Here is a 14,285-nt window from a genome sequence, read left to right as displayed (position 1 = left end):
AACTCTTGATGTTGTAGGTGGTAAATGGAAAGTAATATTATTATGTATTTTATCTGATTGTTATTGCAATTACTGCATTGGTTTTATGTCGCAGAACGAGAGCTATGTATCGCCCAATTAAAGGAAAAGAAGTTCACTTTCTCCTACCGATATTATATTTGCTATTACTTAGTATTCCCATCATATTGAATCCAAAGGTTCATGCTGCTGGCTGGGGATGGATTTGTGTACTTATCTTTGGATTTCTTTTATCTATTCCACTTATTCGGACGACTAACTATGAACTCCGGTCCGATCAACATATCTACGCTACAAAAAATAGAAGTTTCATCATCGTCTTTATTATTGTTTTGATTATCCGATTTCTACTTCGCGATTATTTAAAGTGGCTCAGTATGGATACTGAGGTAGCACTGTTTGTAACAGTAGCACTCGGATATATTTTACCTTGGAGAATTGTTTCATTTCTCAACTTTCGGCGAATATATAAAAACCGAATCTATACAAATAAAGAGGGGGAAAGAAATGTCTCGTAAATTATACCTTGCACTCATTATGTTAAGTCTTATTTGGGGAGGGTCTTTCTATTATTTCAAGGTGTTAGTTGCAGATTTTAACCCTTTAGTTGTAGCATTTTTACGTTCAACTTTTGGAGTTATAACACTTATTGTACTTATACCGTTTTTTCGCAAATCTTTTAGAGGGAAAATTCCATTTATACCTTTAATTTCTGTAGGAATACTAAATACTGTAATTCCATGGACACTTATTTGTTTTAGTGAACAAAAAATGACTAGTAATTTAGCTTCTGTTTTAAATGCAACCCAACCTTTATGGACAATGATTTTAGGAATTTTATTTTTTGGTATACGTTCTAATCGCAATCAACTTATAGGTTTATTTATTGGATTCATAGGTATTTTAATTCTCTCGGACTTACATCTGTCTAATGTTTTTTCAGTAAATTCTTTAAATTTCTTCGCTATGTTGACAGCAACTTTTTGCTATGGTTTAGCTACCCATATAACAAAACGTTATCTTAAAGAAATGTCCATGTTTCAAATTTCTTTAGGCACACTATTAGTCGGTAGTATATGTAGCGGTTTCATAGTTTTATTGTTAGAAGATCCTATTCAAATTTTAACTAAGATATCATGGCATCATATAGGCGCATTAATTGGAATAGGTGTATTTGGATCAGGTATAGCGTATTTACTTTACTTTTACTTAATTCAAAAAGGAAGCCCAGATTTCGCTTCAATATCTACATATTTAGTACCAGTATCAGCTATTTTCTGGGGATATATTCTTTTAAGTGAAGCTATAAGTTGGAAATTAATCATTGGATTAATTTTTATACTAATGGGAGTTTATATGACTAATCGAAAAATCAAATTAAATGTTCCTATTAAAAATCTACAAAAAGAATCCTAAATAATGTACTGCCCCCCAATTGTTAGACACTGTCTAACAATTGGGGGTGCTTTTTCTTATGGATAAATTTATAATTGGAGAGAAATTAAAGGCCGTAAAACGCTATTTCAATAGAACTAATTGTTTGCCTAGATACTTCTACCATTTCAGCTAATTCTCCCTGTGATATTTTTTCTCCGCTCTTGCTACTTTCAAACGATTATGAATCTTTTTTATCGTAAGAGATTCCTAAAAAAATAATACTTTACAAATATATTATCCTTAATTACAATAATCGATATGATTCGACAAAAATAATTAAAATTCGACTTGAATATTCAAAAAAATAAAATATTTTAGCCTTCACTCATATTAGTCTTATAAATTAAAAAGGTTGGTAAAATAATGGAATTAGATAGCTATAATTAATCAATGTTAATAGAATTGATTCATATAAAGAATTTGGAAAAAGCATTAATAAGTCTATCAAATACCATACACCTATACACTATAAAATTGATAACTTGGCTTTAGCTAAAGTGCAAATAAACTTAAGGGGATGCAACAAGAACTAGAAGAATATACCGTATTTTTTAAAGGGGATGCAGGGGATATGAGTAAGATGTTAAAAAAGAAATCTGTTACACAATTGTTAGAGCATAATAAAAGCAAGGGCTTAACGAAAACATTAGGAGCATTTGATTTAATTATGTTAGGAATAGGCTCGATAATTGGGACGGGAGTTCTAGTGTTAACTGGATTAGTAGCAGCAAAAGATGCTGGTCCAGCAGTTATTTTTTCATTTGTACTTGCAGCGATTGTTTGTGGATTTGTAGCATTATGTTACGCAGAAATTTCTTCTACACTCCCGACGTCAGGTAGTGTATATACGTACTCCTACGCAACAATCGGTGAGTTTGTGGCTCATTTAGTAGGTTGGACGTTACTCTCAATATATATCGTGGCAACAGCGGCTGTCGCTGGTGGATGGACAGGATATTTCCACAATTTAATAAGTGGATTTGGATTAGAGATACCAAAATCTCTATTAACGATTCCATCACAAGGTGGGATTATGAATTTACCAGCGGTAATCATTACATTGCTATTAACATGGATGTTATCGCGTGGTACGAAGGAAAGTAAACGTATTAATAACATAATGGTGCTAATTAAAATTGGAATGGTTGTATTATTTATTATGGTTGGTATATTCTATGTAAAGCCAGAGAACTGGGTACCATTTGCACCATACGGTTTAAGTGGAGTTCTTGCTGGTGGAGCAGCCGTATTCTTCGCTTTTATGGGCTTTGATATATTAGCCACTTCGGCAGAAGAAGTAAAAAATCCACAACGTAATCTTCCCATTGGTATTATTGTATCGTTAATCATATGTACACTTATTTACGTTATAGTGTGTCTTGTTATGACAGGGATGGTTTCCTATAAAGAATTAAATGTACCTGAAGCTATGGCTTATGCAATGGAAGTTGTAGGACAAGGGAAAGTCGGTGGTGTAATTGCTGCAGGGGCTGTAATTGGCCTTATGGCTGTTATTTCCTCGAGTATGTACGCAGCAACTCGAGTATTCTTTGCAATGAGTCGTGATGGACTGTTACCAAAATCGCTTGCGAAGATTAATAAGAAGACTGGAGCACCAACCTTTACAGTCGGATTGGCGGGAATAGGAAGTTCCGTAATAGCTGGGTTTATCAATTTAAAAGAACTGGTTAATTTAGTTAATATTGGTGGTTTAGTAACGTTTTCGCTAGTTAGTCTATCAGTTATTATTCTTCGTAAAACACATCCAAATTTAAAGCGTGGATTTGTAGTACCATTTGTACCTGTTTTACCAATCATATCAATTATATGTTGTTTATTCTTAATGCTAAATTTGCCATTAAGAACATGGGTATACTTCAGTATTTGGTTAGCCATTGGAGCAACGATCTATTTTCTTTATTCGATAAAGCACAGCAATCTAAAAGAGGAAACAATGTCAAAAGTACATGATAAAATTGCGAGATAATAATCACTGGAAAAATAGAAATAAATATATTAAAAAAGAACGTTTTTATATAAATTCGTTCTTTTTTATTAGCTTAATAGCGTTGGATTGCCGCTGGAATTCCAAAAACCCCAAAGTTTATTTTTAGAGTAAGTTGGGGGTTTTTGAACCAGAAAGATATATTTTAAATTATAAAAACTATGACAAAATTTATCTGGTTTTCCTTTTTGCCTACTTGCTAAATTCAGCAAGTAAAATATTTTTAAAAGGATCAGGACTGTTAGCTCTACCTGTACTGTTCAAATTGACGGTCAACGTATGCTTGCCGCCAAGTGTACCTCCAGCAAAAGTAACAAAACCTGGAATGCCACCTGTGTGTCCCCATATCGAGGCACCGTTTGGAAGCTTAGTTTCATAGATTCCAAGACCATATCCATTAATTTCTGCTCTTCCTGTAGGAACTGTAGTAAGCATTTGTTTTAGTTGCTGTTCCTTTAGTAATTTGCCACCGAGTAAGGAAGAAAAGAATGTGTTTAAGTCATCAGCGGTAGAAATCATATCTCCAGCCGAGCTAGCTATACTTGGGTTATAATAAGTAACGTCTTTTAGCTCACTTGCTCCGTCTGGTTGGGAATATCCGCGGGCATGCTTGGTGCCTGGAATAACACTTGAATTACCAGGTAGGAATGTATTCGACAATTCCAGCGGTTCAATAATCCGATTCTCAATCTCTTCCGCATAGCTGTTTCCGGTTATTTTTTCAATAAGGATACCCAGTAATACGTATCCTGTGTTTGAATAAGCCCAGCCCTTCCCAGGGACGAAGTCTGGGGGCAAAGAAAGCCCAATCTTCACTATTTCTTCAGCGGTATATGTTTTTTTTGTATTCATCATATCAACGTCTTTTGACTTTAAGTAGTCAGCGATACCACTTGTATGATTCAATATCTGCCGGATAGTAACCTGTTTACCATCATATCCGTTTCCTTGAATAACACCAGGCAACCATTTTTCGAGGGGATCGTCTATATTCAGGCGGTTCTCTCCAGCTAATTGAAGTACAACCGTTGCGGTGAACGTCTTCGTCACGCTGCCAATACGAAAGCGAAAATCTGTTTTCATTGGTTTCTTAGTGCTCAGATTCGCTACTCCAGCCGCATAACTCCACGTTTTTCCACCCTCAGAAGTTTTAGCAAGTATCCCCGGGAATCCAAGTTGCAGTGTATCCCGCATTGCTTGCTTGACGGAATTACGATCTTGTTGAGTGTTTGTGTGTAACAAACTAGATACATTTTGAGTGAGCTCTGCTTTTACAATTGAGGTTGGCGATGTGTATAGTAGGGAACTTCCAGTGATTACAAGGGCCAGACTTGCAAATGTAATTTGATTACGTATTTTCATAAGGCATTCCTCTCCTCTATTAATATTGTATAGGTGGTTGCTTACTGTTCCATATTAATCACACAGCTATCATCTCTATAAATGTTGTTTTACTAGCGCCACTCTGTCCTAACAAGTGGTAAATCCCTCTTTTTTTCACATGTATGCTAACTCTAGAAATTACTTCTTTTTCTTGAAATACTCTTGTTAACTGGTTTGTTTTTCATATATACGTCATATCTATTCCGCCTTTCACACCTCGTTATATTTTTATCATACACAATGAAACTTTCTTTTTTCTTACCCATTCCTTACAAATTACTTACGTTCAAAATAGCTTCTATAATAGGGTATAAGGAGGTTCTGTGCCGGAAAGAAAATATTTTTCAATAAATATATTAATCAAAAAGAAACACAGAGGTTTTTCACTTTTATGTTTTTTTTCGCCCTTTAAATATTAAAGAGTCGGTTTATTCTTAACAGGATAAATTCTGTTTTTTTCTAATGTGATTTTTCTTCTTGTTATACAATACAAATGATATTGTGTTGCATTAAACACTCCTAACGTTATTAAAATCACTTGTTTCTAAGTGGAAATTTATTTAATCTAAGGGGGGACTCCATATCCATCAGCTTAAGAAAAATAAACGCCCTTAAAACGAAAAAACGTTATTCCCTCTGTAGAAATGTACAGAGAGAATAACGTTTTTTATGACTCTTTCTATTCAAAATGAACTACAATTGCTTACCGATAAATTACCTCAACATATGTCATTATATATGTTGGATAAATTATCGAGAAAAATAGGATTTGTTCAACAGGAAAATAAATGAATTTATTTCCCTTTCTCTTTATTATTCTAGGTTATCATTACACTTGAAGTAATAGCTTGTATCAAGCCTTTATCACTATTAAAGCAGGAAGCATACGAGGATAATATAACGAGTAACATGACACAAAACGTGTGCAATCATCGCATATTGCAATCCTAGCTTCCGATACAGCCAACCAAAGATCATTCCAAAAATACCGTTGAGTAAGAAGCAGCGTATCAAAATAAGAGCGTTCAGGCTACCAAAGGTCGCAATCGTTGCCGGAATATGTCCTGCTGCAAACAAAAGTGCTGATACAGTGTTAGCAACTACAAATACCCATACTGGGATATTCTCTTTGTTTTTGCTAGGGCAAACAGCACCGCCATCTGAAGCAGTAGAGGAAAACAGGAATAATATTTTTTAATGATATTCCTACACTCTGCAATCACTTCATCAAAAGGCTTTTCAGCGAAAGCGGACGCAAGCATGTGATATAGATTTTTAATATCATCTGCGTCATTTGGGGTTTGTATCCAATTAACTCATCTATACTAATGTTAAAATATGTTGCCAATTGAGGAAGAAAGGTAATGTCAGGATAACTCTGTCCTGTTTCCCATTTTGAAACAGATGCTTTTGTAACACCAATATATTCCGCCAGCTCATCCTGTGTAATACCTTTTTCCCTGCGCTTTGCGATAAGTGTTGTAGCGATATTGATTTCTTTCATTTCATCACCTCAGTTATAATTATACAGGTTATTGTCACACAAACGATGGATTTAAAGTTGATTTTCGTTGATAAAATCAACCACAGGGAAACTCAAAATAATTTTCTTAATAGAGTCCTGGCGCATCGCTATTAAACTAACAAAACAAACTTTCCATCAAATGAAAAATACGCTATTCTTTCTGTAGAATCATAGGAAAGGATGGCGTTTTTGATTGGACATTTCACTTCAAAGTGAAATACTTGATTTATTCAACAGATGAAAACCGGCAGGGCTCGAAATAAAACTTTCTCAACACACAAATTACCAATTTTTGTATAATTATATTAACAATTAAAAATAAATAACCTATAATAAATTACAAATCCTAATGTATATTAGCTTCTATATATAGGTAATATTAAATAAACTACAAAATAATTAATGAAGAAGTGTGTTTCATATACTTCATTAACAAAAAATTACCATTATTAATAATTAACTTTAAAATGTTAAATTTCAACAAAAGATAGATAAGGAGAAATGGTCATGTCAAAAGTTCTTGTTATAGGCTTTCCGGGTGAGGGACATATTAATCCAACCCTAGCAATCGTTGAAGAATTGATACGTAGAGGAGAAACGGTAGTTTATTATTGTATTGAACAATATAGGAACAAGATTGAAAAAACAAGGGCATCATTTCGGCCTTATGAAGATTTCACCTCACAAATCGATATTATGAAAAAAATAGATGAAGGGCACAATCCTTTAGAAATGATCTATCGCATAGTAAACGTCGCAGACAAAATAGTACCTACAATTTTAAAGGAAATAAAAGAAGAATCCTATGATTATGTAATTTACGATAATAATTTTATTGTAGGGGTTATGATTGCTAATGTATTAAGATTACCCAAAATTTCTTCTTGTACCACTTTTGCTTTTAATCATCATATGTCTTTTGGTTCAACGTCTAAATTAAATGAAATAACGAAAAGTTCTCCGATGTATCAAGTGTGTTTAGACACGATGCAGAAATGGGAAAAACAATACAATATTGTTTGTAATAGTTTATTCGACATCATGAATCAGCCAGGGGACATTACAATCGTATTTACCTCAAAGCTATATCAACCACGTGCAGAATTATTTGATGACTCGTTTATATTTGTTGGGCCTTCTATTAGTCCAAGAAAAGATGTTAGTCATTTTCCTATTGAAAAGCTCAAAACAGAAAGAGTAATTTTTATTTCCATGGGTACTGTATTCAACCAGCAACCAAAATTCTACGAAACATGTTTCGAAGCTTTTCAAGATATGGAAGCTACTTTTGTGCTAGCAGTCGGGAAAAAAACAGATATTAGCCAATTTAAAAACATTCCTTCCAATTTTTTAGTATACAACTATGTATCACAATTAGAAGTTTTGCAACATACTAATGTATTTATTACACATGGCGGAATGAACAGCTCCAGTGAGGGATTATATTTTGGTGTACCACTTGTCGTTATTCCTGTTGCTGGTGACCAACCAATCGTTGCAAAACGAGTGGAAGAATTAGGAGCTGGTATTCAATTAGATCGTTTACAGCTTACTGCTAAAATGCTGTGTGAAGCAACAGAACAGGTGCTAAATAATAAGGAATTCTCTCAAAATAGTCATACAATAGGAAAGTCTCTTAAAGAAGCTGGAGGTTATAAGAAAGCAGTAGATGCTATATTTAATTTCAAGAAAAGGTTTGTTTAATAATTCGATTTCTCTTGCAAGTTTTTCTAAGAATACGGGCGTTACATATCGCTCTAATTCTTCAAAAAATGTACAAAGGCAATAAAATAGTTGCATTTTAATCTAAAAAACTAAGGGCAATACTACAGTTTGTATGTAGTATTGCCCTTTAAAGTTGTAAGATGAATAATAATGAAAAAGCTATAAGAGGGGGCTCGTCCCATACCCATCAAGCTAACAAAATGGACTACCTCCAAAACAATAAAAGTGAGTTTCATTATTATAAAGACATAAAGTTTCCGTTTTGGGGGAAACTAATCTTTTAACTTGATGGTGATTTAGCTGAATTCCTTTATATATTTAGCTATATCTGATTATCAGAAGAAACTGAAAATATCTGTGATTTCTAGAGATGCGAACTGATATTGTGGATAAATATAAAGCCGATGGAACAAAATAAAACTAATTAAGCAAAAAAACTTGCAAAACTAGAAAGAGGGATGTATATTATCGATGTATCAATTATTGATATATCAATTAATTTTCGGTAAGAAAGAAGGGGTGAGTTTTGGCAACATATTATTCAGAAGAAGCCGAAATTTTATATAAGCTACAAAGTTTGAACAAAGTAATTGGTACGAAGTTTGAAGCATGCACGGGCATCAGTCAATCTCGATTGGAATTACTCGCATTGCTCTATCAAATTGATGAAATTAGTCAAAGCGACCTTCAAAAAAAGGTGAATATTGATGGCGCAGCCATCACCAGACACGTTAAACAGCTTGAAGCCAAAGGAATAGTATTAAGAAGAAAGAAACCTGAAGATAACCGTATAACACTTGTTCGGTTATCTGAGCAAGGACGAGAACAAATCGAGTCTTCCAAGAAAGAAAAGGAACGTTTTATGAAGGAAATGCTCGTTAATGTCAGTGTGGAAGAACGCAATGTACTTATTTATATACTGTCACAGATGCAAAAAAATGTAGAGAAGATTAAAGCATAGAGGAGTGTTTATACATGGGAACTACATTAAAAACAAACGATTTTATGAAAATCATGAAAGGACGTCGATCCATACGTAATTATGATCCAACAGTCAAAATCGGCAAAGAAGAGATGGCCGAAATATTAAAGGAAGCTACCACAGCACCGTCTTCAGTTAATGCACAGCCATGGCGTTTTCTTGTTATCGAAAGCGCGGAGGGGAAAGAAAAGCTTGCGAAACTTGCTAAATTTAATCAATCACAAGTTTCCACTTCATCTGCTGTCATAGCAGTATTTGCAGATATGAACAACGATGACTATATAGAAGAAATTTATTCAAAAGCTGTTGAACTAGGATATATGCCGCAAGAGGTAAAAGACAGACAAGTACAAGCGTTGACTGCACATTTTGAAAAGCTTCCAGTGCAAGAGAATCGCGAAACTATTCTGATTGACTCAGGTCTTGTCTCCATGCAGTTAATGCTGACAGCGCGTGCACATGGATACGATACAAATCCAATTGGGGGCTATGACAAAGAAAATATCGCTGAAGTCTTCGGATTAGATAAAGAACGTTATGTACCAGTTATGCTTCTATCCATCGGAAAAGCAGCAGATGAAGGATATGCTTCATACCGTCTCCCCGTCGATAGAATTGCACAATGGAAATAATATAAAACTGATATTAGCGAACAGAGAGGGGAGAATAGTGTGTGGAAATACTTGCGGCGATTTTAGTGGGAATCGTAGCATTAGAGCATTTATTCATTATGATTCTTGAAATGTTTTTTATTGATTCAAAGGTGGCAAAACGATCTTTCAAATTGCCGAAGCATTTAGAAGGAGATCGGAACGTAGCCGTCATGTTTGCAAATCAGGGTCTATATAATGGATTTCTAGCTGCTGGTCTTATTTGGGGACTCATACTTGGATTCAATCCAATTGGCCATATGATTCAATTGTTTTTCGTAATTTGTGTGGTGGCGGCAGCCGTTTTCGGAGGCATTACATCCAACAAGTCAATTATTGTGAAACAGGGACTTCCAGCTATTTTAGCACTGGTTACCCTTTTGGCTGTGATATAGAACCCGATCTTTTCAATAACAAGAACCCATTTTTGAAAAAAATATAAAAATGCTAATTAATCATACTAAGCTTTACAAAAGATACAAAATGTTAAACTCGTGAAAACCAGTGATATCATGTATACGTATGGATATCACTGGTTTTTGTATGGATATTTAAAATGAGAGCTCTTTTTATTAAGCTAATAAACAATAGCGTTGAATAATTGAACTCCCCCCACTTAACCAACGCTTGAAGTGTGGAACTCCTACGAACAATAACGTATCTTCATCCATATTTTATTAAATTAAATCTATATAATTTCACGTACCATAATAAATTTGTAAATTAAATTTCAGAAATAGGTCTACTAACATCTTATAAATTCTCTTATAGCTAAAATGAAAATTTTCAGTTAAACTGAGAATTTAAAGAGAGGTAAGAGTACATGCTTCTAATAAAATATAGTTTTAGTAGACAGCAAGCTGTATAGGATCATTAAGAGTTTTTTAGATAACTTAAGGTGTAACTAATGAAAATTCAGTTGTAATCAGTGAGGAATTTTTCATTCTTTTATTAATGTTTGGTTGAAACATGAGGAATTTTACTGTCTAAAAATAGTGAGATATAACAATTCGATGATTAAGACAAGTAACATTTTAGGTACTTATTTTTAATAATTTCACATACTATATTTTTTTATAAAAAATAGGAAAAAAGAAATAAATGTCGAATATATCGTAAGCATTAGATGAAAGCCAAAGAAAACAAAATAAGAGGGGTATATATGAAAATGGAACCAATGGAGGTAGCTAAACAAGTTCTAGCATCTCAATTTCCAACTTGTGATGCGGCTCTTTTAGGAGGAAGTATTGCAAGGAGAGAAGGAACAAAAACATCGGATCTGGACATTATTATTTTTGATGGCACGCTTCCGGCTGCATATCGTGAATCTTTCATAGCTTACGGGTGGCCTGTTGAGGTGTTTGTGCACAACTTTACATCTTATAAAGACTTTTTTGCGAGTGATTGTAAACGTGGTCGTCCTTCTTTACCACAGCTCGTTGTAGAAGGAATTGTGTTAAAAGATATTAAGGGCATCATACCAGCTATAAAAAAAGAGGCGCAATGTCTTTTGGAAAAAGGACCTGAGCCTTGGACAAAAGATATGATACAGCAGAAACGTTATTTTATTACAGACGTGTTAAACGACCTTATTGGTGCCACAAAACGAGAAGATGAATTGTTTATCGCAGGTCATCTTGCCACTCTCCTTCATGAGTTTATATTGCGAATGAATAACTGCTGGACTGGACAATCGAAGTGGTTTATGAAGACATTAAAGAAATATGATGAACAGTTTGCCGAAGAGTTTGTAGCAGTGTTTGAACAATTTTATAAAACAGGAGAGAAAGAGCAAGTTATTGCATTTGTGAATGGTATTTTAGACATGTACGGAGGAAGACTTTTTGATGGTTTTTGTATAGGGAAGGTTAAAAAGTGAGGAGAAATTAGACAATGAGTTTACCGAATATTCGATTAAGAGAATTATCATTAGATGATATAGAAGATCGCTATCAATGGTCATTAGATAAAGAAATAACGAGGCATTTGGTGGTTCCAGATCAATATCCACCATTCACGCGTGAAGATACAAGAAGGTGGATTGAAATGTGTATTAATCGAACAAATGGGTATGAGCAAAGAGCGATTTGCTCTGAAGAAGGTGTACATATCGGCTGGGTAGATTTGAAAAATTTTGATAAAACAAATAAAAATGCAGAACTAGGAATTGCGATTGGAGATAGGCAATATTGGGGACAAGGATATGGAATGGCGGCTCTGTACCACATGTTGCAAATTGGCTTTAGGCAATTCAATTTAGAAAAAATTTGGCTGCGGGTAGATGCAGACAATGCGAAAGCAATGAAAAGTTATGAAAGAGCGGGATTTGTATGTGAAGGATTGATGAGAAAAGACCGACTGAGACGAGGAGAATTTGTTGATCGTTATCGATTTAGTATGCTGAAAGAGGAGTTTACAGAAATGCTACGAAGTGATAACCAAACTATAAAAAAATAAAGTATAAATACATGGCAGGATATATTAGATTTTAAACAGTATTCGTATTCTATTACATTGAAACATACACCAGAATTTCTAGAATCTATTCCAAAACACTTGCATCTACCTTTATCTTATGCGAAATAAGGAGGAACTTGAAATGAAGGAAACTGATTTATGTCTGGAGAAAAATAACGGTTATTTTATTTCAAAAAATAAAGATTTGTTGCAAATTGATATCATTCATAGTTTTCTTTGCAATGATTCCTATTGGGCAAAAGGAATACATAAAGAATTAGTTGTAGAAGCAATTAGAAACTCGCCGCTTTGCTATGGCGTATATGATAGCGAAACGAATGAACAAGTAGGTTTTGCAAGAGTAATCACAGATTTTGTTCGCTTTTCTTGGTTAGCAGATGTATTTATTCTTCCTACGTGCAGAGGAAAAGGTTTAAGCAAGTGGTTAATTGAGACGATAGTAAACCATCCAAAGTTGAAAGGTACGCGGTTTATGTTAGTTACGCAAGATGCTCATACGTTATACGAGCAGTATGGATTTGAGAAAATTACAGAACTAGAGAAATTCATGATGAGAAAGTTAAACATGGAAGTTGTTATAGAAAGCTATGGATTAGAGTCATAGTATAAAAAAATATATAATAATATTATGTAAACTTAAAAATAATGATATAAAAGAAAATTTTTCTATTTTTATATGAAAGAAAGGAAGTAGCATAATGATTAGAATCTTGACTGAAACTGATGCGGAAAATTATTGGAATTTACGTTTAGAAGCACTAAAGAAAAATCCAGAGGCATACGTTACTACATATGAAGAAGCAATGCAAAAGAAAGAACCTTTCAAGCAAGCGGCACAAAATTTAAAAGCAGAAGATAACTATACGTTCGGGGCTTTTGATGAGAAGAATAGTTTAGTAGGAATTGTAACACTATTAACAGAATCAAGAGCAGCACTCCGTCATAAAGGACACATCGTAGGAATGTATGTAAGTTCTCAAAGCAGAGGGAGGGGATATGCAAGAAATCTAATACAAGAAATCGTGAAAAAAGCAAAGACTCTAAATATAGAACAAATTGGTTTATCGGTTGTTTCTGACAATATTTCGGCCAAAAAATTATATCATTCAATTGGATTTGGAACGTATGGTGTAGAAAAAAAAGCATTGAAAACTGGTGAAATATATCGGGATGAAGAGTATATGGTGTTATTTTTATAAGAAATATACATAAAAAAGTGAAATAGATTTAATTGGTACAGCTCTATAAAAAAACAGAAAGGATGATAGATATCCAAGCGAACTCTATCTCTATTACATATCTTAAAATATAGGTAGAGGAGGTGATTATAATATTTCGAATTATTGATTACCAAGCAACAGAGCCGCTTCGTAAGGTAGATGAAGCAAAATCTTTTAATATTCCACAATCTCCAAAAAAAGTTAAATTGGCAGAGCTACAAGTTCATATTCCGAAAAAACATGCACGCGAAAATCATGTGGAACTGATTTTAACTGTTGGTATAAAAGGGATTACTGGTATCGCTCAAATTGTGTTTAGAGTTTTTCGTGATGATAAAGAAATCTTTATGGCTCAAGAAGGGATAGAATCTGCTGACTCAGAACAATTTTATATCGTAACATTTCAAGCTATAGACACGAATGTAAAAGCTGGTTCTCATAAGTATCGTGTAACTGCTGAGAATATTACTCCAGGTACAACGGCTGCTGTTGTCGGACCACTGTCTTTTAGTGCTCTAGCTATAGCAAAAGACCATGATTGTGACGAATAATATATGAAGAATATAAATTGGGAACGCCTTTATATTTTTTAGGGAGGGAGGGCTTCTCCCTTCCTTTGTTAATGATAGAAGGATTATAAGAAATTTATTATTATCAGCCTCATTTTCGTTAGCTATGTCTTGGACTGGAATGAGTCTTGTTGTAGTTGGGATGATTCTACATAGTTATGTGGCAGTTATGAAGAAAAAAGAGGGAAAAATAACAGCATGAGAAGATGATCTTATATGGTTATCTATTTATATTGCATAAAAGAGAGAGTATGAATGGTTGTTATCATACATACTCTCTTTGTATTTTTAGT

General features: G+C 34.0%; 14 protein-coding genes and 3 pseudogenes. 13 read left to right on the top strand and 4 right to left on the bottom strand.

Translation table 11 applies throughout. The features are described 5' to 3' along the window. The first annotated feature begins 53 nt into the window (after positions 1-53). On the top strand, positions 54-536 hold the full coding sequence (locus ACFQZ1_RS24840) for a CcdC protein domain-containing protein (RefSeq protein ID WP_377884978.1): 483 nt from the start codon (positions 54-56) through the stop codon (positions 534-536). Further along, a complete protein-coding gene (locus ACFQZ1_RS24835; protein ID WP_377884824.1) occupies positions 526-1,434 on the top strand; it encodes a DMT family transporter in 909 nt (302 codons plus the stop codon). Before ACFQZ1_RS24840 ends, ACFQZ1_RS24835 begins: the two co-directional genes overlap by 11 nt. Positions 1,435-1,540: 106 nt before the next feature. Here the strand turns inward: ACFQZ1_RS24835 and ACFQZ1_RS24830 are convergent. Continuing rightward, positions 1,541-1,650 (bottom strand): annotated as a pseudogene (locus tag ACFQZ1_RS24830) (helix-turn-helix transcriptional regulator); the annotation flags it as partial. A gap of 376 nt (positions 1,651-2,026) precedes the next feature. Here ACFQZ1_RS24830 and ACFQZ1_RS24825 point away from each other — a divergent pair. Beyond that, the gene (locus tag ACFQZ1_RS24825; RefSeq protein WP_377884823.1) at positions 2,027-3,442 is read left to right on the top strand and encodes an amino acid permease; all 1,416 of its coding nucleotides are present in this window, start codon (positions 2,027-2,029) and stop codon (positions 3,440-3,442) included. A gap of 210 nt (positions 3,443-3,652) precedes the next feature. Here the strand turns inward: ACFQZ1_RS24825 and ACFQZ1_RS24820 are convergent, their stop codons facing one another. The 3 genes and pseudogenes from ACFQZ1_RS24820 to ACFQZ1_RS24810 form a co-directional block, all read right to left on the bottom strand. Next, on the bottom strand, positions 3,653-4,822 hold the full coding sequence (locus ACFQZ1_RS24820; RefSeq protein WP_377884822.1) for a serine hydrolase domain-containing protein: 1,170 nt from the start codon (positions 4,820-4,822) through the stop codon (positions 3,653-3,655). 891 nt (positions 4,823-5,713) lie between these two features. Further along, positions 5,714-5,965 carry a CPBP family glutamic-type intramembrane protease gene (locus ACFQZ1_RS24815; RefSeq protein WP_377884977.1) on the bottom strand — a complete coding sequence of 84 codons (252 nt, stop codon included), beginning with the start codon at positions 5,963-5,965 and terminating at the stop codon, positions 5,714-5,716. A 23-nt stretch (positions 5,966-5,988) separates the two neighbouring features. Beyond that, positions 5,989-6,347 (bottom strand): annotated as a pseudogene (locus ACFQZ1_RS24810) (helix-turn-helix domain-containing protein); the annotation flags it as partial. A 528-nt stretch (positions 6,348-6,875) separates the two neighbouring features. Here ACFQZ1_RS24810 and ACFQZ1_RS24805 point away from each other — a divergent pair. The 10 genes and pseudogenes from ACFQZ1_RS24805 to ACFQZ1_RS24760 all read left to right on the top strand — a co-directional run. After that, positions 6,876-8,072, top strand: coding sequence for a macrolide family glycosyltransferase (locus tag ACFQZ1_RS24805; RefSeq protein WP_377884821.1), 1,197 nt, complete (start codon positions 6,876-6,878; stop codon positions 8,070-8,072). Positions 8,073-8,619: 547 nt separating this feature from the next. Next, positions 8,620-9,054 (top strand): MarR family transcriptional regulator, encoded by a 435-nt coding sequence (locus tag ACFQZ1_RS24800; protein ID WP_377884820.1) that lies wholly within the window; start codon positions 8,620-8,622, stop codon positions 9,052-9,054. A gap of 14 nt (positions 9,055-9,068) precedes the next feature. Then, positions 9,069-9,707 (top strand): nitroreductase family protein, encoded by a 639-nt coding sequence (locus tag ACFQZ1_RS24795; protein WP_377884819.1) that lies wholly within the window; start codon positions 9,069-9,071, stop codon positions 9,705-9,707. A gap of 41 nt (positions 9,708-9,748) precedes the next feature. Further along, complete coding sequence (locus ACFQZ1_RS24790) at positions 9,749-10,120, top strand: DUF1304 domain-containing protein (RefSeq protein ID WP_377884818.1); 372 nt, start codon at positions 9,749-9,751, stop codon at positions 10,118-10,120. Between the two features lie 773 nt (positions 10,121-10,893). Next, positions 10,894-11,604: a nucleotidyltransferase domain-containing protein gene (locus ACFQZ1_RS24785; protein WP_377884976.1), complete on the top strand. Its 711-nt coding sequence runs from the start codon at positions 10,894-10,896 to the stop codon at positions 11,602-11,604. Between the two features lie 14 nt (positions 11,605-11,618). Next, on the top strand, positions 11,619-12,182 hold the full coding sequence (locus ACFQZ1_RS24780; protein ID WP_377884817.1) for a GNAT family N-acetyltransferase: 564 nt from the start codon (positions 11,619-11,621) through the stop codon (positions 12,180-12,182). 142 nt (positions 12,183-12,324) lie between these two features. Then, the gene (locus tag ACFQZ1_RS24775; RefSeq protein WP_377884816.1) at positions 12,325-12,807 is read left to right on the top strand and encodes a GNAT family N-acetyltransferase; all 483 of its coding nucleotides are present in this window, start codon (positions 12,325-12,327) and stop codon (positions 12,805-12,807) included. Positions 12,808-12,901: 94 nt separating this feature from the next. Further along, on the top strand, positions 12,902-13,402 hold the full coding sequence (locus tag ACFQZ1_RS24770) for a GNAT family N-acetyltransferase (RefSeq protein WP_377884815.1): 501 nt from the start codon (positions 12,902-12,904) through the stop codon (positions 13,400-13,402). A gap of 131 nt (positions 13,403-13,533) precedes the next feature. Continuing rightward, positions 13,534-13,974, top strand: coding sequence for an exosporium protein C (locus ACFQZ1_RS24765; RefSeq protein WP_377884975.1), 441 nt, complete (start codon positions 13,534-13,536; stop codon positions 13,972-13,974). A gap of 127 nt (positions 13,975-14,101) precedes the next feature. Continuing rightward, a pseudogene (locus ACFQZ1_RS24760) lies at positions 14,102-14,194 on the top strand (multidrug resistance efflux transporter family protein); the annotation flags it as partial. Positions 14,195-14,285: the final 91 nt, after the last annotated feature.

Source organism: Bacillus sp. CGMCC 1.60114, from assembly GCF_042676365.1.
Taxonomy (GTDB): Bacteria; Bacillota; Bacilli; order Bacillales; family Bacillaceae_G; genus Bacillus_A; species Bacillus_A rhizoplanae_A.
The sequence above is the reverse complement of the archived record's forward strand: the minus strand, read 5'-3'. Positions and strand labels throughout refer to the sequence as shown.